Consider the following 25,168-nt stretch of genomic DNA (forward strand, 5'->3'; position numbering starts at 1 on the left):
ACGGATGCTTCCACCCGCCGAGGCGGCCCTTCACCGCGTCGGCGTGGATACCGCAAGCGTGTCGAGCATCTCGCCGACGATCTGATCGATTGTGAAGTCTCGGCCGGTTGCTCCAAGGACCACGGGAGCGGCTTTCGCTGCCGGGACGGTGTGGCCGCCCCCATGACCGTCACAAGCGTCACATCGGCGCGGCCGTCAGACCGGTGCTCCGTCCGGCGCGTGCGCGTCCCGCGGTGGGATGCGGGGAGGGTGACCGTCGTCGGCGGAGTGAGGATGCCGTTGCGCGAGGCGAAGTACGAGTCACCGCGTTCCTCGACGAGCGCGCCTCGTTGCGCGCGAGTCCATGACGCCGCGATCTCCCCGCTGCTCCGGGAATGAGCTGGTCCGCACGCTCGCGGCGAGGTCAGGCGAAAAGTTCGTCGAACGCGTCCATGCGCACGCGCGGACCGGCGACGGGCGCGGTGCCCGCGGATACCGGAATGACGGTCGCGGTGCTGACCGCTTCCATGAGACCCCGTGCGGCCTCGGCCAGGAATCTGCTGGGTTTGGCGGCGACGTGCTTGGCCAGGAACGCGGTCGGATGCGTGGGGAGCTGTGAGGGCACGTACACGTCCAGAGTGTCACGCGCGCGGGTGAGCGCGACATAGAAGAGCCGCTCCTCCTCGGCGAGCCCCGCAGGTGAGGTGAGAGCCATGTCGGAGGGCATCGCGCCGTCGTTCGCGCGTAGCAGGTGGACCACGTCCCACTCCAGACCCTTCGCGGAGTGAATCGTGGACAAAGTCAGCCAGTCCTCGTCGAGATGCGGCTGCTTGGCCCAGTCCCCAGCGACGCTCACCGGGTCGATCGCCTGCTCACTCACGAAGGCGCGGAGGTCGCTCTGTTGAGCGGCGGCCTGAGCGATGCCGTCGACCTCGGTCACCCGACGGTGCCAATCCGGGTAGTGCGCCCGCAGCAACGGGTCCACCGCTCCTCGGCACGCCTCGACCAGCTCGGGCACGGCGGTCGTCGAGTCGACGGTGTCGAGCCGGGACAGTGTCGAGGTGAGCCCGGTTCGCGCCTTTGCGGGCGCCGCCGCGACCGCCTCCGCCGTGCGATCAGCGCCCCCCGTCGGCGAGGATCCGTGCGAGCTCTCGCGCACTCGTCTTGCCGATCGCACGGTGGCGGGTGAGGAGCCGGTACCACGACACCTCGTCCGCTGGATTGAGCACCACGCGGAAGCTCGCCAGCAGATCCCGCACATGCGCCGTCTCCAGGTAGCCGATACCGCCGAACTTGTGGAACGGGATACCGCGCACTTTCAGTTCCACCTCCAGCTGCGCGCTGTGGGAGCCGGTGCGCATCAGCACGGCCTGGGAGCGCAATGGCGTCCCATCGACGTGCGCAGTGAGGATGCGGTCGGCGACGGTTCGGGCCTCGTCGTCCGCATTCCGGCACGTGACCAGCGTCGGCCGCGCGCCTGGCTGCGGCCGATCGGCCACCAGCCGTAACCTCAGTTCGCCCGGACGGATCTGGTTCGCGAGGTCGAGGATCGGCTGCGTGGAACGGAAGTTGCGTTCGAGGCGGACCAGTGTGGCGTCAGCGAAGGCCTCGACGAGCTCGAGAAGGTGTCCGGCGCTCGCTCCGCGGAATGCGTAGATCGCCTGGGCGTCGTCGCCGACGACCGTAAGCCCGCGGCCATCCGGACGCAGCCCGCGCACGATGTCGACCTGAAGCTGGTTGACGTCCTGGTACTCGTCGACCAGCACCCAGTCCCAGCGCGCCCGCAGCCGAGCTCCGACGTCGGGGTCAGCGACCAGCGCCCGCCAGGCGATGAGGAGGTCATCGAGGTCCAGCAGGCCGCGGTCGCGCTTGCGGTCGCGGTAGTGCCGCAACAGAGCGGCTACCGCGTCGGCGTGCTCGAGCGCCCAAGGAAACTGCTCCTCGATCACGGAGCGCACCCGGGTCGCCGTGTTGATCGCGCGGGAGCCGATGTCGGCGATCGTGCGTGTCGTCGGCAGCCGCGCATCTGTTCCGTCCAATCCGTGCTCCGCGCGAAGCAGGTCGAGCAGGTCGATCACGTCATCGGGGTCGATGACCGTCACGTCCGCCAGACCGAGATGCTGTGCGTGCTCGGCGACGATCCGGTGCGCGACGGCATGGAACGTCCCGCCGGCTATGCGCTGCGCGGCCTGCGCGTCGCCGCACATGGCCGCAGCCCGGGAGAGCATCGCGGATGCCGCGCGCCGGGTGAACGTCAGAAGCAGGATCCGCTCGGGTACGACTCCCGCCTCCAGCAGCCGCGCAACCCGTGCGGTGAGCACCCGCGTCTTCCCTGTGCCGGCCCCCGCCGCGACCACGAGCGGCGCATCGCCGTGCTCGACCGCCTCCAGTTGCGCCGGATCGAGTCCGGCGAGCGCTTCGCCTACTGCCACGAAGGCGACCGTAACGAGACCCCCGGACACTCGGGAATCGGGGCACGCCCGCGGTCCCGTCTTGAACGGCAGGACGGGATGCTCATCCACCCATCCGCGCTGGCGTGAGGTCGGTGAAAGCGCCGATCAGGCCGCGTTGATGCGCGCGAGCTGAGAGCGCCAGTCAGCGGGGACCCGGTCAGCCGGCCCGGGGGAGGGCTGGTCCTCCGGCCTGCATTCAGGCGGAGCGAGCGGTGGACCCTCGACTGTCTCCTCAGCGACGTAGTCCCAGTACCAGCTCTCGCCGGGCTCGAAGCTCCGGATGTAGCGGTGCCCGGTCTCGCGGAAGTGCGCGGTGGCGTGCTTCGCAGGCGAGGTGTCGCAGCATCCGATGTGGCCGCACGCCGCGCAACGGCGAAGGTGCACCCACCATCCGCCCACGTCGTCACACTCCACGCAGCCGGTGCCGGTCGGTGGAACGCGCGGGTCGATCTGCGGATCGGTCAAGGTGGCCCCCCGAGAAATCAGTCGTCTTCGCACTATAGGCACTTCCGTGCCGGCCGGCCCGTTCGCGGCACACCGGGCCGGGCTAACCTTGCCCCCATGGGCGGCTATGTGACCGACGAGACCATCGCTCCGAAACTCACGGACGAGCAGTGGGAGAAGCTCTGCGCGCGGGCTGAGGCGCGCGACGTCGCAGATGGCGAGCACGTCTTCCGCACCGGGGATGCCGATTACCCCATGATCCTCGTCGACGCCGGCGAGATCGAGGTCGTGCGCGATGCGCTGTGGTGGATCGGCGAGGAGGTCGTCGCGCTCATGGGCCGGCGCTCGCTCGTCGGCGAGCTGGGACTGCTCAACGGGCAACGCGCCTTCCTGTCCGCACGCGCGAAGGGGCCGGCGCGCGTGCGCGCCCTCTCGCGGGCGAACCTGCGCCGGATCATCGCCGAGGAGGACGAGCTCGGCGATCTCATCCTTCACGCCTTGTGGGCCCGTCGCGAGTCGCTGCGCAGCGGTCCCGCCGCTCTCACGCTGAAGTTCGTGGGCCACGGCAGGTCGCGCGAGTTCCTGGCGCTGCGCCGCTTCGCAGAGCGCTTCGACCTCGTCCACACGGCGGTTGCCGTAGACCAGATCGAATCGCATTCCGGCCACAGCTACGACGAGGCGGACCTGCCCATCGCGTTCGTCCAGGGCGAGGCGTTCCCGCGCGCGACTCCGGGTCTTGTCGCCGAACAGCTCGGCCTGAGCTACGAGCCGGGAGACGAATCGGTGGTCGACCTCGTCGTGATCGGGGGCGGCCCCGCTGGGCTCGCCGCGGCGATCTACGCGGCATCCGAAGGGCTCAGCACCGTGCTGCTCGAAGCCGTCGCGCCCGGTGGGCAGGCGGCATCCACCTCCCGTATCGAGAACTTCCTCGGATTCCCGTTCGGCGTGAGCGGCGGACGACTCATCGGCCAGGCGACGCTGCAGGCGATCAAATTCGGCGTGCGAGTGTGCGCGCCGTGCGAGGCAGTCGATCTGCGGCCGGTGGACGACGCTATCGACGTGACACTGTCCGACGGACGCATCATCCGCTCCCGCACAGCCATCGTGACCTCAGGTGCTGCCTACCGCACCCTGCATCTCGACCGATGGGAGGACTTCGAGCGCTCCGGCATCTTCTACGCGGCGACACCGCTCGAGCTCAAGCAGGTCGCGGGATCCCCGGTCGTCGTGGTCGGCGGGGCGAATTCCGCTGGGCAGGCGGCGCTCTACCTGTCATCGAACGGATGCCCCGTCCACCTGGTCGTGCGTGGGGGCGACCTCGGGACACGGATGTCGAGCTACCTCGTCGACCGCATCACCGATGACCCGCGAATCAGCCTGCACACCGGGTCCAACGTGGTGCGCCTCGACGGCAACGGAACGCTGCAGTCCGTCCGCATCGACACTGCCGGCGACGTCGACGCAAAGGGCCTCTTCTGCTTCATCGGCGCCGACCCCGCAGCGGCCTGGTTGCCGGGCATCGATCGCGACGGAACGGGGTTCATCCGCACCGGCACCGACGTGACGACGCAGACCCTCGACCACTGGCAGCTGCTCGGCCGTGAGCCGCTCCCGTTCGAGACCTCGATCCCGCGCGTCTTCGCGGCGGGCGACGTGCGCCGCGGGTCGATGAAGCGGGTCGCCGCCGCTGTGGGAGAGGGCTCGAGCGCCGTGGCTTCGGTGCATCGGGCCCTGGCCGGCTGACGCTCCGCTTCGGACCTTGCGTCGGCGACCGCGTACCCGTCGCCGGGCGGGGCGGTGCCGGTGACGCGGCTCCACCATGGGCTCGTCTGCGCTCGCATGCCGGTCGCTCGACGGCGCAGACGACCTCTCGGTTGAAGTAGCTTGTGGTGATGCCTGATGCCAGCAGCCTCAGCAACTTGCCGCGGTTCCTCGAGCAAGATCCGGACGACTTCGAGATGGACTTGCTGGCGAACGGGATCGCCGCTCTGGACTGGGTGGCTGGCGGGCACGAGGTTGCGGTCGAGCGGGTGGAGCTTGCGTGGCGGCACTACCGCGAGCAGCTCGGCCTGTTGCGGAGCAGGACAAGGGGACGAGCAGGAGACGCAGATGTGGCGGTGGTCAGGGCCGCAGGCCTCCAGGAGATGGAGGCGGCGGCTCGTTCGTACCCTTGACCGCGGATCCGATCGCGTGGCTACCGATCGCCATGTGATCAATGGGGCGACTGCAGTTGCTCGAGCGGCCGCAGTGCGGTGTCGGGTGAGCAACCGAGCTCCCCGGGCTGGAGCAGGACCCGCGGGACGGACAACACCTGCACGCCGTCGACGCCACGCCTGACGAGCAGGCAGTCGTCAGCGTCACCCATCGCGAAACCGATGTCGCCGCCTGCCACGACGGCGTGGGGCTCGAATGCCACCTCGCGCTCACCCGTCGGCTGCGGCATCCGTGCCACCACCTCCGCGACGACCTCGTCAGCGGATGCCGTGGAAGGCGCGTTCGTGAGGACCTCGACCACGAGGGCCTCGGCACCCTCGGGCACGACCAAGACCGAGCGGGTGTCGACCGGGGGTGGGATGCGCGCCGCGTCGGGTGGGCACTGGATGTGATGCGCCACCGCCGCATCGTTGTCCCAGTCGCCGAATCTCTCGGTTGCAACGCCCCAGTAATCGAACCGCGACTCGAAACACGCGACGTATGCGTCGCCGAGGGACCTCACGGGTACCGTCGCACGGAACTGCAAGGCGCCGAACGGCTCCCCATGAACAGCACCGGGATACGGCTCGAACCCAATGAGTTCCACGACGTTGGACGACTCCGTATCGGTGTCGGCCCAGCGGGCGTAGTCCTCGATGGTGTCCGTAGGGCCGCGGTACAGACCACGGGAGACGTCGGCCACCGCCGCGCGAGCCCTCGCGTGTGCCTCTGCGTCCGCCGGGGACACCAGCCCACCAGAACACGCCGCGAGAGGGAGCGAGGCCAGCAGGGCGGCGAGGGCGGCGAGTACGAGACGCTCACGTCGATTCGGGGCGGGCTGACGCATCTGACGATCACATCACACTCATGCCACGTGCACCCATGACTCTTGTGCCGGCGACCAGTCGACATCCAATCGGCATGCAACCGGTCGATCTCGGCCTCGAAGAATGAGTCGCCGGGTGTCAAGGCAGGTGATCGAGTAGTCGCCCGGTGCTCGCATTGGGCACCTGTGGAGAACGGCTCGAAGGACGCTGCCGCAACGCTCATGATTGTCTGGTGCACGAACACGAGCAGGCATCGCCCCTCACGACGCAGACAGGCACCCGGCGCAATCGCGCGGGGGAGCCGTGGACGAGTGACGCGCGGTGACCGCGCCTTGGCTCGTTCGCCGATCGAAGACTGATGAAGTCGTAAGGCTCGTCGCGCTCGTCGCGGTCGGCCTCCACTTCGTCGTCGCTACAGCCCTGGCTTGCGTCGCTGTCTCCACCGTCCGCCAGGTCCTGCCCTGCTACCTGATCGCGTGCTATGTAACCGGCGCCGGCTTTGCGGTCTCGGCGTTCTTGGTCTTCGATATCTTGCTGTTCCTCATCTCGTGGGGATTGACGGCTGTCATGGCCTCGAAGGGTTGGTGGCGGATTGCCCCGCCGCTGGCGGGGATCGTTATCGCCATCTTCTCGGCGGCTGTGGTCATGTACTGGTGGTTCGCCAGCTTCGTTTGACGTGGTGCCGCCCGAAGGGATCAGCCCGCCGCGGATACTAGCCGGGCTGGTCAATGCGGCGGGTCCACCGCATTCTCATCGGCCGATCCCGAAGCGCCCGGCATCCGTGCGCCGAGGTCGCGCCGTCTTGATGGCGCCGTAAGGTGGCCGGGTGCTGATCGTGCTGCGTGGGAATTCGGGGTCGGGCAAGAGCACGGTCGCCCGGATGTTGCAGGCGCGACTCGGGAACACGGCGCTCCTCCAGCAGGATCACTTCCGTCGCGTGATCTTCAACGAGAAGGAGCAGGTGAGCATGGCACATGCCGAACTGCTCGAGACGGCGGCGGTGTTCTGCCTCAGACGGGATCATCACGTCGTCCTGGACGGCATCTTCGACGCAACGCGCTGCGAGGTGACGCTGATGCGCATTGCTGCTTCATCGGACGATGCCCGATTCTTCTCGTTCGACCTCACCTTCGAAGAGACGCTGCGCCGGCACGCTGCGCGTGCGGAGACCTGCGGCTTCACTGCCGACGACATGCGTGGCTGGTATCACGGCTGGCAACCGCTGAGTGCTGTCGATGAGGAGCGGATAACCGCCGACGAGACTCCAGAAGGAATCGTCGAGCGCATCCTCGCTTGATCCGGCGCAGCCAGACCGCCTCGCACACCGCGCGGCGACCTCCGTCACGACTCGGCGGCGCCCGCCCTCCGTCGCGCCCGCCGGCCCTCCGGAAGCCCGACCACCGGTTCCGCGGCCGCATCCGACGGAGTGCCCGTTCCCGGCAGCCCAGGGGACCGGCGAAGCGGCCGGTGGTTGCGCAGGGACGTCCGGTAGGTCCACCCGCCGTACGCGAGTGCCGCGGCGAGGAAGAGAAGACCGCCGACCACGCCCACCACGACGGCGGGTGCGATCCCGACTCCCAGAAGGGTGAGGCATCCACCCAGAAGAAGTCCGATCACGCAGCTGTTGACGACTCCGATGAAGACTGCCGAACTTCCGAAGAGGTGGCTGAAGCTTCTCCGGCGCAGGAAGGAGTAGGTGAGCTGCATGCCGGCCTCGTCGTCGGCGATCGCGGCCAGGAAGTACTGCTCCACGGCCGGGTCGAGATCGACATAAGCCCCGCGGAGGCGGTTCATGGCGACGACGTACATCATGTCTTCCTCCGCCACATTGAAGACGCGCGTCTGGGTCATCAGCCCGATGAGAGTGAGGAACCCGACGATCGCGAGGAATGCGCCGGCGAACCAGTCGCGGAAATCCGTCGCCTGCGCCAGGAGTCCGATCGTCAGGAGGCCGGCCGACACGAGGGTGAGGTAGATCGTGATGCGGGTCAGCACCTCGGACTGGGCCGTGCCCCGAGCCGCGAGGAGGCCCCAGTGCTCGGTGGCGAGGATCTGGGCGCGCCTGGCGAGCACAGGATCGGATGCCGGCGGGGCCGACGCCGACGGGTCGGCGTCGGCGGCGACCGGCTCGTCAGGGGGCGAGACGACCATGCCTCATTGTCCAGCGCACTCCGGCCCGGCACCAGGGGATCCGGCGGCGCGCAGGCACGGCCGAGAAGTCACCGATCGGTCGAGCGCCGCCGGAAAGCTCCGCTGAGGCTGCGCAGCAGCAGCAGCATGCCGCCGAGGCCGAGCACGCTTCCGAGGAAGGAGAACGCCCGCACGTCCTCGGTCAGCTGCGGCCCGACATCCGACACGGCGAGGAAGAATCCGGTCGCCACGAGCGCCACGCCGACGATGGTGGCGGTGATCTCGCCGACGATGGAGTCCACCCACCGCCGATCCTCGACGCTCTCGAGCGCTCGTATCCGGAGCGAGAAGGTGCCGTCCTGGAGGGACTGCGTGATCGCCTCGATGCGGCGGGGGAGTCGGCGCAGCTGCTCCGCCGCGACAGACGACTGAGCCTGCAGATCCAGGGCGATGCTCCGCGGCGTCGAGAGCTGCAGCGCGATGTGCGGCGCCCGAGACAGTCCTCGTCCGACCATGTCGTAGCCGGGCACGAGCCTTCGCAGAGTTCCCTCGAGCGACGTCAGCGTGCGGAAGACGAGAAGCAGCGAGGGCGGCATGGCGAGTCGGTGCCTGCGGAGCACCTCGATCAGAGCGCTGAAGACGTTCTCGTCGGCGTGCGCGTTCGCGACGCGGGTGAGGACGGCGCCCACATCGTGCTGCAACGATCTCTGTTCCACACTGCCGCCCGACATCGGCGCGCACAGCAGCAGCACGAGGTCGGTCGCAGACACGTCGTCCTCGTTGGCGATGGCCACCAGCAGCGGCGCGAGGAGCCGTCGAACGCTCCGCTCGAGCACGCCGACCGCACCGAAGTCGATCAAGGTGACCGACTCGTCCGGCGCGAGGAGCACGTTGCCCGCGTGCAGGTCGGCGTGGAAGACGCCCCGCACGGCGATCTGCTCGAACACCGAGTCCACGACGGAATCCGCGACCGCGATGGCCCGCTCCGGCTCGAGCGCACTGGGAGTGAGCCGGTTGAACGCGGTGCCTTCCGCCCGCTCGAGCACCAGCATCCGCGCGGTGGAGAGGTCGCTGTAGACCTTGGGGATGTTGAGTCGCGCCGACCGGGACTTGGCGATGGCCGAACGGAGCATCTCGGTGTTCGTCGCCTCCACGCGGTAGTCCAGCTCCTCGCGGAGCGCGCGGGCGAATTCGGCCGCGAGAGCGCGCGCGCCGTAGTCCCGCGCCCACTCGGTGCGCCGCTCGGCGTCGGCGGCGAGCCGTTCGAGGATGTCGAGGTCGGTCGTCACCTGCGCACGCGCCCGCGGCCGCTGGATCTTGATGACCACGCGGGTTCCGTCGAGCAGCGTCGCGGCGTGCACCTGTGCGACGGATGCCGCGGCCCGGGGCACCTCGTCGACCTCCAGGAACACCTCGTCGAGGGGCCGCTTCAGCTCCTCGCGGATCGCAGCCGCAGCCTCTGACCAGGGGATCGGAGTGGAGTCCATCTGCAGGGTGGAGAGCGCCTTGATGAACTCCCGCGGCAGCACGTCCTCACGTGACGAGAGCACCTGACCGAGTTTGACGAACGTCACTCCGGCCTCGTTCAGGGCACGCACGAGGGCTTCCGGGATCTCCTCGCCGTAACCGCGCGCGCGGTTCTGATAGAGGCCGAGCCCGTGCCGGGAGGCGATCACGACGATCTGCGCGTAGCGCCTCGCGCGATCCCGGCGCCTGATCGCCTGGCGGATGACGACGATCGGATTGCGCAGCGGCCGCGTCGGAACCAGGAACTCGCTGATCACGATGACGACGACCACCACGGCGAACACCCAGCCGAGGATGAGTGCGAAGAACGTGAGGACGACGGGCCAGCCGACCAGGAACTTGCCGTCCGCGTAGACGTGCGACTGCTCGAGCATCCAGAGCACGAGCGGAGCGCTCAGCAGGAACACGATCAGCGAGATGACCACCGACCGCAGCCACCCGACCTGCGTGTCCAGCAGGCGACGCGACACCCACGTCGCGACGGCCGCGAAGGCAAGCGCTACCAGCGCGAAGAGGAGCCAGGTCGGCATGCCTCAGATTCTGTCAGCCCCGGCTGGCAGATGTGGGATGACGGCAGCCGGGAAACAGCCGCGTGGTGCGTCATCCGGTCTCGTGATTCGGGGACGGATGCCTCGACCGCGCGGGGCCGAGGCATCCGTCGTCTGCTTGATCAGCCGCGCACGGGTGCGATCCCGATCGCCCGAGCGTGCAGCTTCTCGAGCGCGTCAGCGCCGGGCAGGTCCTGCCAATCGCCGGCGGTCGCCTCGAGGCCGATGGCGAGTCCGAGGGCGTAGTCGGCGTAGAAGTCGGGCACGACCTTGAGCGCCGTCCTCCACGGGATCGGGTCGGGCGGGTCGGGAAGCGGCGGGAACGGGTCGGGCTCGGGCGGGCAGATGTCGGGGATGTCGTCGAACGCCACCCCGAACAGTCGCGCCAGCCCGGCGGCCCGGACGACGGCGAACGCCGTCTTCAGCCCGTAGCGCACGCCGATCGCCGCATCGCCGGGCGGTTCCGGCTGCGGATCGAAGTCGCCCGCCCTCATGGCGAGCAACCGCGTCTGCATCGCCTTCGGCGGCAGCGGCTGCGGGTTGAGCGCGACGCGACCCAGCGGGCCGCTCGGCCCGATGATCTCCTCCCAGAGGCTCGGATGGCGCTCGGCGAGGATCGCCCACAGCGCCGTGTCGCGCAGTGTCTTCTTGGGTGCCATGGCGGCTCCCTCCTTCCGCCCGCCGCAGCGGGCTTCTCAGGCCCGAGTCGGGCCACGGCGACTCCGCGCAGCGGAGTCATGAGAGAGGAGCGCCGGCCCGCCCGCGTGATACGTCGGTCTGCGAATGGATGCCTCGACGCGCGGCGTATCAGATGGCCCCTTCGCGGCTCTTCCTGATGAGCGGAACTACCGCTCTCCGAACCGGGAGAACTGCCATGCACACGATCACGATGGGGCGCCCGGCCGTCGCCGGAGCGACGGTCGGCTGGGACCACCTCGAGGAGACGGTCGACCACCTGGCCGACATCGTCGACCACCTCATGGGGGCACCGGAGTTCCTCTGCAGTCTGCGCTTCGCCGAGGCCGAGGCGCTGGCCGAAGTGCTCGATGCGGGACACCACACCGGCACGGCGGCGCGGCTGATGCACCGTTGGGCGCTCACCGAACCCGACTGGGACGACGACGCCGAGCAGTCCGCCGCCCTCCGCGAATGGCTCGCCCTCTCGGTCACGCCCGGCGGGCGGTGAATCGGGTTCAGAAGCCGGAGCCGTGCGCCTGGAAGGGCGCTGCGATCCCGGTCTGCGCGGCGGCCTGCGCGAGGGCGGCGGCCGGCGGCTCTCCGGCGACGAGACGCTCATGCATGACACCCAGCAGATCGCACGCGACATCGTCGCCGACGACGACCGGGGATGCCACGACACAGCGTGCGCCGGCGTGCAGCCACGTGCGGGTCATGCCGATCGCCTCTTCTCCCCAGCGCACCGATGAGCGGCCGAGCTCGCACGCGGACAGCACGACGGTCTGCGGCACGCGCGGCATCCGGTCGATGTCGTAGCCGAAGAGGGCGCCGTCGGCGAGCTCGAGGCCGGAGAACTGCGGGTTGTCGACCGAGTGGCGCCCGTGGGCGGCGATGTGGAGGAGGTCGACCTCGGACGCGAGCGAGGTCACGGCATCCACCGTCGCATCTGCACCGCGCAGCCGAGTGGGCGACACCCAGACACGCGCCGCCCCGGCGATCTCCTCGTCTCCGCGAGCCACATGGGGTCCGGCGGCGAAGCCCACGGCGCCCGTGCGCCACGCTCCGGCCTCGCGCTGGCGCACCCAGCGCGAGATCGAGGGCGTGATCGTGACGGCGCGGCCTCGAAGTGCCGGGAGCATGGTCCACGGCACCCCCGAGAGGACTCCCGGCACCGTGACGGCTATCCGCTGTGCACTCCCGATCGTGGCGGCAGCGGGAGTGAGGAGGAGTCGTGAGAGATCAGCGAGCCGGTCCTCCAGCGCCGCGCGCACGACGGCAGCGAGGGGACCCGAGCGCACCGTCGCCGACATGTCGAGGTCTGCTCGAAGACCCGTCAGCAGGGACCGCACCTGCGGCCCGTCCAGGGGCACGGTCTCAGCCCCCGCCGGCGTGGCGACGACCGCGGCGAGCGACGCGCCGTCGTAGACGAAGGAGACGATCGCCTCGTCGGGGTGCAGCGCCGATCGCGCCGCGTCCAGCCCGACGCGCTCCTGAATCGCGGCGGTGCCGGTGCGGGACCACTGCCGCTCGCGGGCCCGGTCACGCAGGGCGGCCGCGCGAGGATCGGCGAGCCAGTCGCCGCCCGGGTCCGCCGCTCGAACCATCCGGAGCTCGGCGAGATCCGCCGCGAGCTCCGGGTCCGGCGGCGGGCGCAGCGGCACGACCTGCATGCTGAGGTGCCGCGCACGCTCAGACCATTCGAAGATGACGTCGGGACGCCCCGAGCGGAGGGCCGAGGTGAGCCCAGCCGTGAGGAGGCCGCGTCCGAGCATCGGCGCGGCTCCTTGCAGCTCGAGGCTCCCCATCGTCTGCTGCGACCTCTCGAGCAGCTCGACCCCGCGGGCCGCCTGCCGCCGTGCCTCGGCGTCGCGACCGGCCTGGTGCGCGCGACGTGCTCGGAGCTCGTGCGCCATGAGCCTCACCTCGAGCGGGACCTTTCTGGCCGTACGGACCTCCGGCCCATCGGGGTTGCGGCCCGTTCGCCGCAGCCGCGCGAGACGCTCCGCGAGTCGCAGGGCCTCGGCATCCCCCCTCAGCCCGTGCGCGTCCAGCGACGCCGCCGTCGCGGCGACCTCATCGGGGCCGGGGAGCCGTCGCGTCTCGACCTCGTCGCCGCTGTGCTCCGCTGATCCCACGAGCAGCCGGGCACGCAGCCGCACCGCGTCGGCCCGGAGTGCTCGAGCATCACTGCCCATACGCCGGAAGCGCCGCGCGGCGGCGGCAGCCACGCTCGCGGCACGCGGGGGGTCGTGACGCAGGAGCGACCGGGCGAGTTCGTACTCGGCATCCGCCTGCTCTCTGATGGCCCGCAGCTTGCCGAACACGCGTGCGACGCTCGCGAGGCTGGCCTCAGCCTCCGTGATGAGACCCGCGTCGCGGAGGGCCTGTGCCCGGTCCGACTCGTTCGTCGCCGCCCACAGTTCGGACTCGGCGTCCAGCGGTGCTCGGACGCGCTCCATCGTCTGCAGTGCGACGACGAGGTCGCCCTCCAGCATCGACACGTACCCGCGGTTGTGCACCGCCTGCGCGGCCACGAGCACGTCGCCGGCGTCGAGGTACGCCTGTTCGGCCCATTCGAGGTCGGCTCGCGCCGACGCGAACTCCCCGCGGTCCATGTCGACGAGCGCCCGGTTCATGCGCATGTTCGCTGCTCGCACGGGATCGTGCGAGAGTCCGCGGATGCTGCGGCTCAGCCATTCCGCGGCGCTCTCGAGGCGACCGCGGGACATCTCGATCGAACCGAGCTGTCCCTGCAGGATCGCAACCGTCTCGGGCGCGATGCCGGGTCGCGCGAGCGCCGCTCGGCAGAGTCGCTCGCCCTCGTCGGCGTCGCTCGAGATCGCGAGAAGGTAGCCCGTGGTTCCCGCGATGCGGGCACCGAGATCCACGTCGCCGTCCGCCTCGGCGGCGTCGGCCGCCCTTGCCAGCGAACGGCGGGCATCGACATAGCGACCCTCGTTCACCGCATCCACGCCTCGGCGGTAGAGCGTGACGGCATCCGGAGGACGTCGTCGGCGTCCGACGTCGTTCTCGGCGGTGCTGAGGTCCATTGCCTGTCTCGCGGCTCCTGTTCTCGAGGATCAGCCGACGGGCGGGCGCGACGCGTCCCAGACCGACAACTCGGGTGCGGCAAGGCTCGACAGCGCGTCGTCGACGGTGAGGGCGGCTCGTCCGCCCCCTGACGCCAGCTGACCGGCCAACCCCTGTGCGAGATGCCCCGCGACGTACGGAGCGGAGAACGATGTCCCGCTCCAGATCGCGAAGCCGCCCCAGAAGTCGTCCGCATCGACCATCATGCGGGGAAGGCCCAGAAGATCGTCCCGGGCGGCCGGTGCGAGGCCGCCCTCGAACGACGCGGGAATCGTGCTCAGCACCGACGTGCCCGGAGCGTAGAGCCGCACCCACGAGCCGATGTTGCTGAAGAGCGCGACAGATCGCCTGTTGGGGTTCAGCGCTCCCACCGACAGGTGCGGTGCGAGTCCCGCGGGCTCCGGACCGAGCCCGAGCGCAGGGTCGGACCCCTCCCAGAGTGCGGCGGGGAACGCCGGCCGATCGGTCGCATCGTTGCCGGCGGAGCACACGACGACCACTCCGCGGGTTCGGAGGTCGACGAGGATGTCGTAGAGCCCGGTCGAGAAGCGGCCGTCCTCCGGCGTCTCGTGATAGTAGCCGAGTGACAGATTCACGACGTCGACCTCGAGCGGGTGCTCTTTGTCGTCCATGAGCTCCAGGAACTCGTCGAGCGCGGCCATGAGCTCGCTCTCGAGCACGGTGCCGTCGCTGTCGGCGACCCGCGCGGCGATGATGTTCGCATCGGGGGCGGTCTGCCGCACGACGCCGCAGACGAACGTGCCGTGACCCGACGACGAGTCGAGGCGCCCGTCGCGCGGACCTGTCTGATCGGGGTGGATCTCCGGGTCGGTGTCCTCCTCATCCACGCCGATCACCTGGGGAGGTGTGGGGGAGGGGAGGCGCGCGGTGACCCACGGACGCCCGGAGTCGTCGTCGGGGAGCAGCCAAGGGTGGTCGCCGCATCCCGTGTCGACCACCACGACGACGGGGCGCCTGCCCTTCTCGTCCGGCGTGTGCTGCGGCGCGGGTGCGGTACCGACATACGTGACGACTTCGAGCCCGCCGCTCCCCGCGGAGGCGTAGCTCTCCAGGTCGGCTGCGGGATTGGTCCGCGCGAAGGGATTCGTGCGGGCGAACGGGTTGGTCCGGGCGAACGGGTTGACTCCGATCGCATCGACCGACAGCACGTGATCGAGCCCGACGGCGCGGAGGGGATCGTCGGCGGCCACGCGCGCCGCCGCTCGCAGCGCGAGCCGCCTGCCGTGGCCGCGTTCGCGCTCGTCGGGCGGCTCGACGGCCCGCACGGCCTCCCCGTCGGGTTTCTGGCGCCGCGACTCCCGCCGAGCCTGCTGGAGGAGCCGCCACGCGTCGATCGGCACGTCGGGTGCGGTCGTCGGGTCCTGGACGATCTCCGCGCGAGTGAGCTCGGTGCTTCGGGTCGCCCGGCGGTCCGCATAGCGGTTCGCTCGGATCGTCACGGCCACGACCGTCCACCCGAACGCCGCTGCCGCTTCCTCGAGCCGCTTGAGCGCGTCAGCCGGATCGCCTGCGATGAGCAGGTATCCCGGCATGTACACGGTGGGAAAGGCGCGGATGCCGGCGACGGCGTCAGCGCGGGGGTCGAGGATGACTCCTCGGGGCTGTGCGGCCGCCTCCCGTTCGCGCCACGTGGGTTCCTGGGCCATATCGCCGTCTCCTTGTCTCCGCCGAGCCGTGGCGTCGACGGGATCGTGCTCGTGCGGCCGGATCGGCCTTCTTCTTCAGACCTCGAATCGCGGCGTCCGGAAGTCGTGCAGATCGCCGTCGGCGCCGCGCACGACGACGTGAAGCAGCGAGACGCCCGGCGGCACCGATTCGAACGCGAACCGTCCGTGCTCATCGGCGCGTCCCGACCAGTCGCGGTCGCCCTGGACGAGGCGGACGGCGAGTGCCGCGGCATCCACCCATCCGTCGACGCGGCGGAGCCCCTCCTCGGCGACGCTCACGTGCAGCAGTACGTTCGTCTGCCCGTCGCTGAACTGCAGTGTCGCGGTGTCGGCCTCGCCGCGGACGGCCGCGTGGGTCGAGCCCTCGACGAGCGTCAGGAGGGCATACTCGCGGGAGAGGTCTTCGACGGCGACGGCGGCGACCATGCGGTCGGCAAGGCCATCGGGTACCGGATCCGCCTCCTGCCACATCGCTCGAAGGCGCGAGAAGAGCGCCTCATCGGCGCTGAAGTCGTCAGTGTCCATGATTCCCCCATCCGGCGCCCTCGAGTTCGGCGCGGAGTTTCGCCAGGCACCGCTGGCGCGTCGGGCCGATCGACCCGACGGGCATCGCGAGATCCTCGGCGATGCGTGCGTAGTCGGGCCGCTCGTCGAAGGCGACGATGCGCAGAAGGTGGCGGCAGCGGTCGTCGAGCCGTCCCACGGCACTCCACAGACGGCGTCTCTCATCGTCATCGGTCGCGGTCTGCTCGGCGGATTCGCTGACAGGCAGCTGGGGCTCGAGCGTCTCGGCATCGGTCGGAGTCGTGCGGCGGTGCTGCCTGCCCACGCGCCAGGCCTCGCGGCGGGCGCACATCGTGAGCCACCCCGACACCGCCTGCGGGTCGGTGATCGAAGCGTGCCGGCGCACGAGCGTGAGCCACGTCGTCTGGACCACGTCCTGGGCGAGGGCGGACTCCAGGCCGTAGGAGCGCACGATGTGCCAGAGCGGGGGAGTCATGAGGCGCACGAGCTCGTCCATCGCCCGGCTGTCGCCCTCGCGCCACCGGAGGAAGAGCGCGCCCGCCCGCTCCCATCGAGCGGGCTCGACGGAGTCGACGGATGCCTCGGCGCCCCCGTGCGTCATAGCGCCCATTGTGTCCACGCTGGGAAGAGAGCGATAGTGCCCCGCTGATACATGTCTCCGCCCGCCGATACCCAGAAGGATCCGCCGCGCATGTATCACGGCGGCGCCCGGCTGCTCCTCCCTGTGTGGCGCACGACACCTCGGTCGCGCCGGGAGTGAGGAGTTCGAGATGGCTCGCAGTATCCGCAACAAGGGCGCCGTCCCGGTGTCGGACGTCGCGCCGGGCGAGATCGTCACCCGCGGTCGCCGCATCCGTATCACGGGTGGGTTCGGCGAGCGCGACGCGCACGCCGTCGTCGTGACGGGCGGCGGACACGCCGATGTGACGTTCGAGGGCGACGCCCTCGTCGTCGACACCTCCCCGTTGTCGGTCGGCGGCCACACGATCGTGATCGATGGCATCCCGGCCACACGGAAGGACGAGGGGCGACAGGATGCCGCGTTCGACATCGTCGTCGTGGACACCCCGGCGAAGCTCGAGGAGAGGCTCGCCGTCATCCACGCGTCGCGGATGCGCATCGGCGAGCTCGACATCGAGCCGCTCCCGATGGGTGCCGGCGTCGAGGGGCCGTTCCGGGATGTCTTCAAGGCCGTGAGCCGGGACGGCGACGAGGCTCTGACGCTCGCGTTCGACGAGGTCGGCGAGCGCGTCGACGTCGACGAAGAGCTGGCGGCGCTCGCGAAGCGGCGGCAGGACCGCTTCGGCCGGATCGAGCCGGCACTCTTCGCGCAGCTCGAGCAGGGCGGGGATGTCGAGGTCGCCGTCTGGGCGTCCACGCGTGACATCGACAGGGAGCTCCCTGAGAAGTCGGAGAAGCGGCCGGCCCGCAAGCCCAGTCGTGCCGACACCGGCCGGCAGCGCGAGTGGAGGGCGCTCGGGGAGAAGCTCGCCGAGGTCTCCCGCGATTTCGGCCTCGAGGTGGAGCGCATCGACGAGGCGGCGCCGGTCGTCTACGGGCGGATGCCCGCTGACGCGGTGCGCAAGCTCGCCGAGCACGAGCTCGTCGCAGGCGTGTTCCGTCATGACCGCGAAGGCTTACTCGACCTCGGCGACTCGATCGCGATCCACAACAGCGACGATGCCCATGCGGCAGGGTTCACGGGCGCCGGCGTCAACGTCGCCGTGTACGAGCCCGGGCCCGACGTCACGACGAACCTCACGATCTCGGGCCGGTACCAGACCTCCGGCTCGACGAGCAGCCACGCGCGCATGACGCACGGGATCATCCGCAACAAGGAGCGCAACCGGCCGCATGGGCACGCGCCCGACGCCAATCTCTTCTCAGCGAACAGCTACGACCTCGACGCGATCCGGTGGGCCGCGCAGGACGCGGGCTGCACGGTGATCAGCCAGAGCTTCCACCGCGACGCCGAGCAGACGAACAGCTCGCTCTCGCACGACGACAACTACAAGGACTGGCTGGCGCTGCACTGGCCGTTCCCGACGATCGTGGAGGCCGCCGGCAACGGCACGTCGAGCGAGTTCGTGAACCACAAGGGCTACAACCGCCTCACGGTGGGCAGCCACAACGACAACGCGAATGCGATGGCGTCCGACTCTGTATTCCGCAACCCCGCCTCCGCCCACGGCGACCGGGAGCTGCCCGAGATCGCGGGCAACGGCGTGGGCGTCACCGTCGTGGGCCTCACCGACAGCGGCACGAGCTTCGCCGCTCCTGCCGTCGCCGGCATCGCGGCCTGCGTGCAGCAGGCGGCCCCAGTGCTGCAATCGTGGCCCGAGGGCACCCGCGCCGTGCTGATGGCCGGCGCCTGGCGCAACCCGAGCGGGGGCCGCTGGCGTGCGGACCTCATCGCCGGCGTCGACGGCCGCGATGGCAGCGGCACAGCGGACGCCGACCGTTCCACGTCCATCGCGCGGTCTCGTCAGGGCCGCGACAACGCCGGCGCTCTTCGCGGCTTCGACGTCGGCACGCTGCGCTCATCGGATCTCGACGGATCCGGCCGCACATCGTTCCGGTACCGGATCACGACGCCTCGGTCGCCGCTGTTCTTCGGCTCGCACGTGAAGGTCGCCCTCGCCTGGGACTCGAAGGCCACGCGCACCGACATCCTGTTCCTGTCGATCTACCAGGACACCCTCACGGTCGACCTCGACCTCGAGGTGCGCGACTCGACCGGGGCTCTGGTGGCATCGAGTGCGTCGTGGGACAACAGTTACGAGATCGCGGAGTTCGACGCCAAGGCCGGCGAGACGTACGACATCCGCATCCGCCGCTGGTCGGGCACCGACGACGTGTGGTTCGGCATCGCCTGGACGCAGATCTCGACGCTGTTCGACATCTTCGGCTCCGTGCAGTCCGCGCCGGTCTTCGAGCTCGGCGGCTGACCAGCTGGGGGGCTGGGGGAAGAGGGGAGGATGCCGCGTTCCAGCCGGCATCCTCCCCGGTCATCACGTCGCGAGCTCGGCGAGGGCCTCCCGCCCCAGGTGCTCGTAGTCGGGATTGTCATCGCTGTGCGCGAGTAGCATCACGGTGACGGCGGCCGCCCACGCGCGGGCGCGCTGCCAGGTCGCCGCGCTGTACCGGTCCCCCGTGGCCTCGCGGAAGCGCTGGCGGCCGTCGGCATCGAAAGCGAGCCAGACGATCGCCAGGTCGTAGGCCGGATCGCCGGCGGTGACGTCGCCGAAATCGATGATGGCCGCCAACGCGGCCCCCCGCGCGACGAGGTTGCCCGGGTGCAGGTCGCCGTGGATCCACACGGGCGGCTCCTGCCACGGGGCGGCGGAGAGGCCCCGGTGCCAGAGTTCCTCGGCGTCGTCGAGGAGCCCGGTGGCCGTCGTGCGTCGTTCGCGCAGAAGCGCGATCCGCTCCGCCGTCGCGGCGGCCCGAGAGGCGAGTGGTCCGCCGCGGAAAGGGTTGACCGGATGGTCGGCCGGGGCGGGCTCGTGAAGCGCGAGGAGCGCCGCGGCCAGCCGCGGCGCCCACCCCGAGCGCTCGGCGCGCGGCACATCGAGTCCCCGGTGGCCGTCGAACCACGGCACGACAGACCACGCCCAGGGAAAGCCCTCGCCGGCGACACCGTGGACGATCGGCGTCGGGACGCGCACGCCGGTCGCCTCGATCCTCGGCCCGATCTGCGCCAGGGTCCGCTGCTCGTTGAGGACGAGGGGCGCCGCGAGGGCGCGCCGGGGGAGTCGCACAGCCAGGGACTCGCCGAGCCTCCAGAGCTCGCTGTCCCACCCCTCTGCGACCTTCTCGAGGGAGAGGGCCGCGGCATCCTGGATCGTCAGGGTCGCCTGCGCGTCGACAAGACGTCGCACGAGATCAGCCGTGATCTGCACTTCCGCGGCGGGTTTGTCGGGCATTCCGCGAGGCTATCGCGCTGTCGGGATTGGTCGCAGTCTGCTTTTGTGTGGGAGTTGCTTGTTTTGACTTTGGATGTGTTGTACCTTGAGGGAACCCTTGACGATGAGGAACCACATGTACGCGACGGAGCGGCAAGCTCACATCACTCGGCACCTCGCCGAGCGCGGCCGTGTCTCGGTCGTCGGACTCGCCGACGACCTGGGCGTCACGACCGAGACGATCAGGCGCGACCTGGACGCGCTCGAGCAGCAGGGTCTGCTGCGTCGCGTGCACGGCGGCGCCGTTCCCTCGCGCGCGGGCAGCGTGTCGGAGCCCTCGATCGCCGAGCGCATGACGGTCAACTCCGATGCGAAGCTCGCCATTGCCCGTCGTGCGCTCGAGGTCATCACCGACGGCTACCGCGGGGCTGTCGTCTTCGATGCCGGGTCGACGGTCGGTGCGGTGGCGGCGGGGCTGGGCGACCGCGTGGCCGCGACCGGTGCCCGCCTCGACGTCGTGACGCACGCCGTGCCCGTCGCCCACACGCTCTCGCTGCTCCCCGACATCGGGCTGACCCTCCTCGGGGGTCAGGTGCGCGGACTCACGGCCGCCGCCGTCGGCCCCTCGACGCTGTCCGCGCTGGGCTCCCTCCGCCCCGACCTCGCCTTCGTCGGCGCGAACGGGGTGTCGGCCGGGTTCGGGCTCAGCACCCCCGATCCTGCCGAGGCGGCCGTCAAGGCGGCGATCGTCCGGTCCGCGCAGCGCGTGATCGCGGTCGCCGACCGCTCGAAGTTCGGCGTCGAGTCGTTCGTACGCTTCGCCGACCTCGCCGAGATCGACATCCTGGTGACGGATGCCGCGCCCGACGAGGCACTCGCTTCCGCCCTCGCCGCCGCCGATGTGGAGGTGTGGATCGCATGATCGTCACACTGACCGCGAACCCGTCGCTAGACCGGACGATCACGCTCGCCGACGCGCTCCGCGCCGGTGAGGTGCAGGCGGCGACCTCTGCTCGCGAAGACGCGGGCGGAAAGGGCATCAACGTGGCGCGAGTCGTCGCCGCCGCCGGCGCGCGCTCGCTCGCCGTGCTGCCCCTCGCGGCCGACGACCCTTTCGATGCGGCGCTGCGGGCATCCACCGTGGCCGCCCGCCGGGTCCCGATCCACGGCCGCGTGCGCGCCAACATCACGATCACCGATCCGGCGGGCGTCACGACCAAACTGAACCTGCCCGGTGCGCGCTTCGCACCCGACGACGTCGCCGCCATCATCGACGCCGTCGTGGACGCGTGCGCCGGCTCGCGCTGGCTCGCGCTGGCCGGCTCGCTGCCGCCCGGGGCCGGCGACGACTTCTATGTCGCGACGATCGACGCCGTGCGGACGCGCCTCGGCGATGACGCGCCGCGCATCGCCGTGGACACCTCGGGCCCCGCTCTCGCCGCCGTCGTCGCCGACGGCCGGCCCGACCTCATCAAGCCGAACGACGAAGAGCTCGCCGAGCTCGCGGGCGTCGCCCTCGAGGAGGGAGACGACCTCGCCACCGCGGTGCTGCCCGTCGCGCGCCGGCTCGTGCCGGCGACGGTCGGCGCCGCACTCGTCACCCTCGGGGCGCACGGCGCGGTCCTCGTGGACGCCGAAGGAGCCTGGGCGGGCGCGCCGCCGCGCATCCAGGTCGTCAGCACCGTCGGCGCGGGCGACAGCTCCCTCGCCGGCTACCTGCTCGCCGATCTCGACGGGGCCGGCCCCGAAGAGCGGCTCCGCCGGGCCATCCGCTACGGAGCGGCCGCGGCATCCCTTCCCGGAACCCAGGCGCCCTCGCCCGCCGACCTGCCCGCCGGCGACGTGCCGATCCGGGCCCTCACCTGAACCTGCATCACCGACCTGAGGAGGTCACCGTGTCACACACCATCACGCCAGAGCTCGTGAGTCTCGACGTCGGCCTCGGCGCCGACAAGGCCGCCGTCATCCGGGCTCTCGCCGGCCGGGTCGTCGCGCAGGGCCGCGCGACCGACGCCGACGCGCTCTTCGACGACGCGTGGGCTCGCGAGCAGAAGGACGAGACCGGCCTCCCGGGCGGCATCGCGATCCCGCACGCCAAGAGCGCCGCCGTCACCGAGCCGTCGCTCGCGTTCGCGCGCCTCGCACCCGGCGTCGACTTCGGCGCCCCCGACGGCCCCGCCGACCTCGTGTTCCTCATCGCCGCACCCGAGGGCGCCGCCGAGGCGCACCTCGCCGTCCTCTCGAAGCTCGCCCGCAGCCTCATGCAGGACGACTTCACGAGCGGCCTGCGCGCCGCAGGGTCGTCGGGCGAGGTCGTCTCGATCGTGCGGAAGGCGATCGGAGAAGAGGATGCCGCGCCCACCGCGGCCGCGGCATCCGTCGCTCCCGTCTCGTCGGCGCCCGTGGCCGCCCCTGCCGCGACGTCGACCGCACCCGGGCTCGACGTCGACGGACGCCCCGCCCGCATCGTCGCGGTGACCTCGTGCGCGACGGGCATCGCGCACACCTTCATGGCAGCCGACGCCCTCACCGCGGCCGGCAAGAAGAACGGCATCGACCTCACCGTCGAGCCGCAGGGCTCCAGCGGCTACCAGGCGCTCCCGCAGGGCGTCATCGACAACGCCGACGCGGTCATCTTCGCGACTGACGTCGACGTGCGCGAGCAGCAGCGGTTCGCGGGCAAGCCCGTCGTCCGCTCCGGTGTGAAGCGCGGCATCGAGCAGCCCAACGAGCTCATCGCCGAAGCCGTGGCCGCGGCGAAGAACCCCAACGCCACGCGGGTAGCCGCCGGTGGCGGATCGGGGAGCACGGCGGCCGTCGCGACGGAGAACCTCTCGTGGGGCGCCCGCATCCAGCGGATCCTCCTCACCGGCGTGAGCTACATGATCCCGTTCGTCGCGGGCGGCGGTCTGCTCATCGCCCTGGGCTTCCTCCTCGGGGGATACCAGGTGACCGACGACGCCTACGACGTCGTGGTCCAGAACGCGCTGTGGGACCTGCCGGCGGGCGGACTCGGCCAGTACCTCGGGTCGGTCGCCTTCGTCATCGGCGCCACGTCCATGGGCTTCCTCGTCTCGGCGCTCGCGGGCTACATCTCGTTCGCGATCGCCGACCGGCCGGGTATCGCGCCCGGCTTCGTCGCGGGTGCCGTCGCAGTCCTCATGAGCTCCGGCTTCATCGGCGGCATCGTCGGCGGTCTGCTGGCGGGCTTCGTCGCCCTCGCGATCGGACGCCTCAACGCGCCGCGCTGGCTGCGCGGACTCATGCCGGTCGTGATCATCCCGCTGATCGCGTCGATCGTGGCCTCCGGCCTTCTGATCCTCTTCCTCGGTCGCCCGATCGCGACCCTCATGGAGTGGCTCAACACGTGGCTCACCGACGTCGCCAACACGTCGGGCATCATCATCGTCGGCGTGATCCTCGGCCTCATGATGTGCTTCGACCTCGGTGGCCCCGTCAACAAGGTGGCCTACGCCTTCGCGGTCGCCGGCCTCGCCGAGGCATCGGCGCAGAACTCCACGCCGTACCTCATCATGGCCGCGGTCATGGCCGCCGGCATGGTGCCTCCGCTGGCGATGGCGCTCGCCTCCACGGTGCTCGCACGCAACATGTTCACGCCCGTCGAGCGTGAGAACGGCGTGGCCGCGTGGCTCCTCGGGGCATCTTTCATCAGCGAAGGTGCGATCCCGTTCGCCGCGGCCGACCCGCTCCGCGTCATCCCGGCCTCGATGGTCGGCGGTGCCGTGACCGGCGGGCTCAGCATGGCCTTCGGCGTGCAGTCGCTCGCGCCCCACGGCGGGATCTTCGTCTTCTTCGCGATCAACCCCTTCTGGGCTTTCGCGGTGTCGATCATCGCCGGTACGGTCGTGACAGCGTTCCTCGTGGTCGCGTTCAAGAGGTTCATCGCACCGAAGGAGCTCGAGGCGGCCGAAGCGAGCAGCCTGACGGCGACGGCCGTCCCCGCCTGACCAACCTCGCCGGACACAGAGAACAGGAGCAGTAATGGCAGAACGCCAAGCCACCATCGCGAGCAGCTCGGGCCTTCACGCCCGCCCCGCCAAGCTCTTCGTGCAGGCCGTCCAGCAGAAGCCGGTCCCCGTCACGATCGCCGTCGAGGGCGGCCCCGACCTCAACGCGGGCAGCATTCTGTCGCTCATGGGCCTCGGCGCCTCGAAGGGCACGGTCGTGACCCTCAAGGCCGAAGGCGACGGCGCAGACCAGGCGCTCGACGAGCTCGTCGAGCTGCTCGAGACCGATCTCGACGCCGAGTAGACAACTAACGACGGATGCCGCGGGCCGATGAGGCTCGCGGCATCCGTCGTCTTTCCTGTCAGATGTCGGCCGACTCGTTCGGCTCGAGCGCCAGGAACTGGCCGCCGTCCTGCTCGACGGCCCACTGGAGTCGGGCGCGGGCCATGTCGCGGCCGATGACAGACAGCGTCATGTCGTGCGTGCCGAAGGCCTGCCGCGGCTTGACGGCGAGCACGAAGTCCATCGCCTCGCCGATCTTGAGCCAGGGCGCGCCGATGGGCGCAGCGAGGAGCTTGACGTCGGCGCCCTTCGGCACGGCGTATGAGTCGCCCGGGTAGTAGAAGGCGCCGTTGACGAGGACCCCCACATTCTGGATGACGGGGATCGACTCGTGGATGACCGCGTGAGTCCCGCCGAAGAACTCGAGCGTGAAGTCATCGAGGGTCACCGTGTCGCCTGGCGCGACGACCGTGATGTCGTAGCCGCCGGCGGCCTTCGCGACGCCCTCGGGCCCGTAGATGGGGATGCCGGGTGCGTACTTCAGGATCTGGTCGAGGTGATCGGCCGTCCAGTGGTCGGGGTGCTCGTGCGTGATCACGACGGCCACGACGGTGTTGAGGTCGCTGAGGGGGAGGGTGAACGATCCGGGGTCGATGATGAGCTTGCTTCCCTCGTTCTCGATCGTGAGGGCGGCGTGCTCGAACTTGGTGACTCGCATGCCTCGAGTCAACCCGCGCGGGAGACCCCGCGACAAGGGGATTGCGCAGTCCCGCCTCGATTTGGTGGGGCTCTGGGGGCCATGGCATACTTGAACGGTTGCCTGACGGCCCCATCGTATAGCGGCCTAGTACGCCGCCCTCTCACGGCGGTAACGCGGGTTCGAATCCCGCTGGGGTCACCAACACCGAGAAAGCCGGTCCTTCTGGACCG

Annotated in this window: 23 protein-coding genes and 1 tRNA gene; 11 read left to right on the forward strand and 13 right to left on the reverse strand. The window is 70.4% G+C overall.

Annotated features, from left to right (window positions below; all coding sequences use genetic code 11):
• Window positions 1-403 precede the first annotated feature (403 nt).
• The 3 genes from G5T42_RS13815 to G5T42_RS13825 all read right to left on the reverse strand — a co-directional run bounded on the left by G5T42_RS13815 (window position 404) and on the right by G5T42_RS13825 (window position 2,897).
• Window positions 404-997 (reverse strand): 3'-5' exonuclease, encoded by a 594-nt coding sequence (locus G5T42_RS13815; protein WP_206535646.1) that lies wholly within the window; start codon window positions 995-997, stop codon window positions 404-406.
• Window positions 998-1,094: 97 nt separating this feature from the next.
• A complete protein-coding gene (locus G5T42_RS13820; RefSeq protein ID WP_347103905.1) occupies window positions 1,095-2,501 on the reverse strand; it encodes an ATP-dependent helicase in 1,407 nt (468 codons plus the stop codon).
• 36 nt (window positions 2,502-2,537) lie between these two features.
• Entirely contained in the window at window positions 2,538-2,897 is a 360-nt protein-coding gene (locus G5T42_RS13825) for a UBP-type zinc finger domain-containing protein (protein ID WP_165129372.1), read from the reverse strand.
• On the opposite strand from G5T42_RS13825, the gene G5T42_RS13830 reads away from it, so the two are divergent.
• Both G5T42_RS13830 and G5T42_RS13835 read left to right on the forward strand, forming a co-directional pair.
• Window positions 2,784-4,619, forward strand: a complete 1,836-nt coding sequence (locus tag G5T42_RS13830; protein WP_241245835.1) for a cyclic nucleotide-binding domain-containing thioredoxin-disulfide reductase — start codon at window positions 2,784-2,786, stop codon at window positions 4,617-4,619. The two genes, G5T42_RS13825 and G5T42_RS13830, sit on opposite strands and share 114 nt — an antisense overlap.
• Before the next feature lie 149 nt (window positions 4,620-4,768).
• The gene (locus tag G5T42_RS13835; RefSeq protein WP_165129376.1) at window positions 4,769-5,050 is read left to right on the forward strand and encodes a hypothetical protein; all 282 of its coding nucleotides are present in this window, start codon (window positions 4,769-4,771) and stop codon (window positions 5,048-5,050) included.
• Between the two features lie 38 nt (window positions 5,051-5,088).
• Here the strand turns inward: G5T42_RS13835 and G5T42_RS13840 are convergent, their stop codons facing one another.
• Complete coding sequence (locus G5T42_RS13840; RefSeq protein ID WP_165129378.1) at window positions 5,089-5,772, reverse strand: hypothetical protein; 684 nt, start codon at window positions 5,770-5,772, stop codon at window positions 5,089-5,091.
• 445 nt (window positions 5,773-6,217) lie between these two features.
• On the opposite strand from G5T42_RS13840, the gene G5T42_RS13845 reads away from it, so the two are divergent.
• Window positions 6,218-6,571 carry a hypothetical protein gene (locus tag G5T42_RS13845; RefSeq protein WP_165129380.1) on the forward strand — a complete coding sequence of 118 codons (354 nt, stop codon included), beginning with the start codon at window positions 6,218-6,220 and terminating at the stop codon, window positions 6,569-6,571.
• A 151-nt stretch (window positions 6,572-6,722) separates the two neighbouring features.
• The gene (locus tag G5T42_RS13850; RefSeq protein ID WP_165129382.1) at window positions 6,723-7,193 is read left to right on the forward strand and encodes an AAA family ATPase; all 471 of its coding nucleotides are present in this window, start codon (window positions 6,723-6,725) and stop codon (window positions 7,191-7,193) included.
• A gap of 44 nt (window positions 7,194-7,237) precedes the next feature.
• Here G5T42_RS13850 and G5T42_RS13855 read toward each other — a convergent pair whose 3' ends face one another.
• From G5T42_RS13855 to G5T42_RS13865, 3 genes are all read right to left on the reverse strand, one after another.
• Complete coding sequence (locus G5T42_RS13855) at window positions 7,238-8,047, reverse strand: hypothetical protein (RefSeq protein ID WP_206535647.1); 810 nt, start codon at window positions 8,045-8,047, stop codon at window positions 7,238-7,240.
• Window positions 8,048-8,115: 68 nt separating this feature from the next.
• On the reverse strand, window positions 8,116-10,083 hold the full coding sequence (locus G5T42_RS13860; RefSeq protein ID WP_165129384.1) for an AarF/UbiB family protein: 1,968 nt from the start codon (window positions 10,081-10,083) through the stop codon (window positions 8,116-8,118).
• A gap of 140 nt (window positions 10,084-10,223) precedes the next feature.
• Window positions 10,224-10,760, reverse strand: coding sequence for a hypothetical protein (locus G5T42_RS13865; RefSeq protein WP_165129386.1), 537 nt, complete (start codon window positions 10,758-10,760; stop codon window positions 10,224-10,226).
• A 215-nt stretch (window positions 10,761-10,975) separates the two neighbouring features.
• Here G5T42_RS13865 and G5T42_RS13870 point away from each other — a divergent pair, with 215 nt between their 5' ends.
• Window positions 10,976-11,287 (forward strand): hypothetical protein, encoded by a 312-nt coding sequence (locus G5T42_RS13870; protein WP_165129388.1) that lies wholly within the window; start codon window positions 10,976-10,978, stop codon window positions 11,285-11,287.
• 7 nt (window positions 11,288-11,294) lie between these two features.
• Here the strand turns inward: G5T42_RS13870 and G5T42_RS13875 are convergent, their stop codons facing one another.
• The 4 genes from G5T42_RS13875 to G5T42_RS13890 form a co-directional block, all read right to left on the reverse strand.
• The gene (locus tag G5T42_RS13875; RefSeq protein ID WP_241245836.1) at window positions 11,295-13,829 is read right to left on the reverse strand and encodes a CHAT domain-containing protein; all 2,535 of its coding nucleotides are present in this window, start codon (window positions 13,827-13,829) and stop codon (window positions 11,295-11,297) included.
• A 30-nt stretch (window positions 13,830-13,859) separates the two neighbouring features.
• Entirely contained in the window at window positions 13,860-15,536 is a 1,677-nt protein-coding gene (locus tag G5T42_RS13880; RefSeq protein WP_165129389.1) for a S8/S53 family peptidase, read from the reverse strand.
• Window positions 15,537-15,611: 75 nt separating this feature from the next.
• Window positions 15,612-16,082 (reverse strand): hypothetical protein, encoded by a 471-nt coding sequence (locus tag G5T42_RS13885; RefSeq protein ID WP_165129390.1) that lies wholly within the window; start codon window positions 16,080-16,082, stop codon window positions 15,612-15,614.
• Window positions 16,072-16,683 carry a sigma-70 family RNA polymerase sigma factor gene (locus G5T42_RS13890; protein ID WP_206535648.1) on the reverse strand — a complete coding sequence of 204 codons (612 nt, stop codon included), beginning with the start codon at window positions 16,681-16,683 and terminating at the stop codon, window positions 16,072-16,074. Before G5T42_RS13890 ends, G5T42_RS13885 begins: the two co-directional genes overlap by 11 nt.
• Window positions 16,684-16,852: 169 nt before the next feature.
• Between G5T42_RS13890 and G5T42_RS13895 the strand changes: the two genes are divergently transcribed.
• Window positions 16,853-19,030 (forward strand): S8 family serine peptidase, encoded by a 2,178-nt coding sequence (locus G5T42_RS13895; RefSeq protein WP_165129392.1) that lies wholly within the window; start codon window positions 16,853-16,855, stop codon window positions 19,028-19,030.
• A 63-nt stretch (window positions 19,031-19,093) separates the two neighbouring features.
• On the opposite strand, the gene G5T42_RS13900 is transcribed toward G5T42_RS13895, so the two are convergent.
• Window positions 19,094-20,008 carry a phosphotransferase gene (locus G5T42_RS13900; protein ID WP_165129393.1) on the reverse strand — a complete coding sequence of 305 codons (915 nt, stop codon included), beginning with the start codon at window positions 20,006-20,008 and terminating at the stop codon, window positions 19,094-19,096.
• A 115-nt stretch (window positions 20,009-20,123) separates the two neighbouring features.
• Between G5T42_RS13900 and G5T42_RS13905 the strand changes: the two genes are divergently transcribed.
• From G5T42_RS13905 to G5T42_RS13920, 4 genes are read left to right on the forward strand one after another with little or no spacing between them, the layout of a single operon-like run.
• Complete coding sequence (locus G5T42_RS13905; RefSeq protein WP_165129394.1) at window positions 20,124-20,909, forward strand: DeoR/GlpR family DNA-binding transcription regulator; 786 nt, start codon at window positions 20,124-20,126, stop codon at window positions 20,907-20,909.
• Window positions 20,906-21,853: a 1-phosphofructokinase gene (gene pfkB / locus G5T42_RS13910; protein ID WP_165129395.1), complete on the forward strand. Its 948-nt coding sequence runs from the start codon at window positions 20,906-20,908 to the stop codon at window positions 21,851-21,853. The genes G5T42_RS13905 and pfkB overlap by 4 nt, the downstream gene beginning before the upstream one ends.
• 29 nt (window positions 21,854-21,882) lie before the next feature.
• Complete coding sequence (locus tag G5T42_RS13915; protein ID WP_165129397.1) at window positions 21,883-23,955, forward strand: fructose-specific PTS transporter subunit EIIC; 2,073 nt, start codon at window positions 21,883-21,885, stop codon at window positions 23,953-23,955.
• 34 nt (window positions 23,956-23,989) lie between these two features.
• Window positions 23,990-24,259, forward strand: a complete 270-nt coding sequence (locus G5T42_RS13920; RefSeq protein WP_165129399.1) for an HPr family phosphocarrier protein — start codon at window positions 23,990-23,992, stop codon at window positions 24,257-24,259.
• 58 nt (window positions 24,260-24,317) lie between these two features.
• On the opposite strand, the gene G5T42_RS13925 is transcribed toward G5T42_RS13920, so the two are convergent.
• The gene (locus tag G5T42_RS13925) at window positions 24,318-24,956 is read right to left on the reverse strand and encodes an MBL fold metallo-hydrolase (protein WP_165129401.1); all 639 of its coding nucleotides are present in this window, start codon (window positions 24,954-24,956) and stop codon (window positions 24,318-24,320) included.
• A gap of 107 nt (window positions 24,957-25,063) precedes the next feature.
• Between G5T42_RS13925 and G5T42_RS13930 the strand changes: the two genes are divergently transcribed.
• Window positions 25,064-25,139 (forward strand) — tRNA-Glu (locus G5T42_RS13930).
• Window positions 25,140-25,168: the final 29 nt, after the last annotated feature.

This window comes from Microbacterium sp. 4R-513 (assembly GCF_011046485.1).
GTDB lineage: Bacteria > Actinomycetota > Actinomycetes > Actinomycetales > Microbacteriaceae > Microbacterium.

Bases quoted from the DNA above. Each gene is read 5' to 3' on its own strand.
- G5T42_RS13900 (WP_165129393.1), bottom strand. From the start codon at position 20,008: ATGCCCGACAAACCCGCCGCGGAAGTGCAGATCACGGCTGATCTCGTG.
- G5T42_RS13885 (WP_165129390.1), bottom strand. From the start codon at position 16,082: ATGGACACTGACGACTTCAGCGCCGATGAGGCGCTCTTCTCGCGCCTT.
- G5T42_RS13925 (WP_165129401.1), bottom strand. From the start codon at position 24,956: ATGCGAGTCACCAAGTTCGAGCACGCCGCCCTCACGATCGAGAACGAG.
- G5T42_RS13860 (WP_165129384.1), bottom strand. From the start codon at position 10,083: ATGCCGACCTGGCTCCTCTTCGCGCTGGTAGCGCTTGCCTTCGCGGCC.
- G5T42_RS13905 (WP_165129394.1), top strand. From the start codon at position 20,124: ATGTACGCGACGGAGCGGCAAGCTCACATCACTCGGCACCTCGCCGAG.
- G5T42_RS13835 (WP_165129376.1), top strand. From the start codon at position 4,769: ATGCCTGATGCCAGCAGCCTCAGCAACTTGCCGCGGTTCCTCGAGCAA.
- G5T42_RS13855 (WP_206535647.1), bottom strand. From the start codon at position 8,047: ATGGTCGTCTCGCCCCCTGACGAGCCGGTCGCCGCCGACGCCGACCCG.
- G5T42_RS13890 (WP_206535648.1), bottom strand. From the start codon at position 16,683: ATGACGCACGGGGGCGCCGAGGCATCCGTCGACTCCGTCGAGCCCGCT.
- G5T42_RS13875 (WP_241245836.1), bottom strand. From the start codon at position 13,829: ATGGACCTCAGCACCGCCGAGAACGACGTCGGACGCCGACGACGTCCT.
- G5T42_RS13865 (WP_165129386.1), bottom strand. From the start codon at position 10,760: ATGGCACCCAAGAAGACACTGCGCGACACGGCGCTGTGGGCGATCCTC.
- G5T42_RS13920 (WP_165129399.1), top strand. From the start codon at position 23,990: ATGGCAGAACGCCAAGCCACCATCGCGAGCAGCTCGGGCCTTCACGCC.
- G5T42_RS13880 (WP_165129389.1), bottom strand. From the start codon at position 15,536: ATGGCCCAGGAACCCACGTGGCGCGAACGGGAGGCGGCCGCACAGCCC.
- G5T42_RS13895 (WP_165129392.1), top strand. From the start codon at position 16,853: ATGGCTCGCAGTATCCGCAACAAGGGCGCCGTCCCGGTGTCGGACGTC.
- G5T42_RS13870 (WP_165129388.1), top strand. From the start codon at position 10,976: ATGCACACGATCACGATGGGGCGCCCGGCCGTCGCCGGAGCGACGGTC.
- pfkB (WP_165129395.1), top strand. From the start codon at position 20,906: ATGATCGTCACACTGACCGCGAACCCGTCGCTAGACCGGACGATCACG.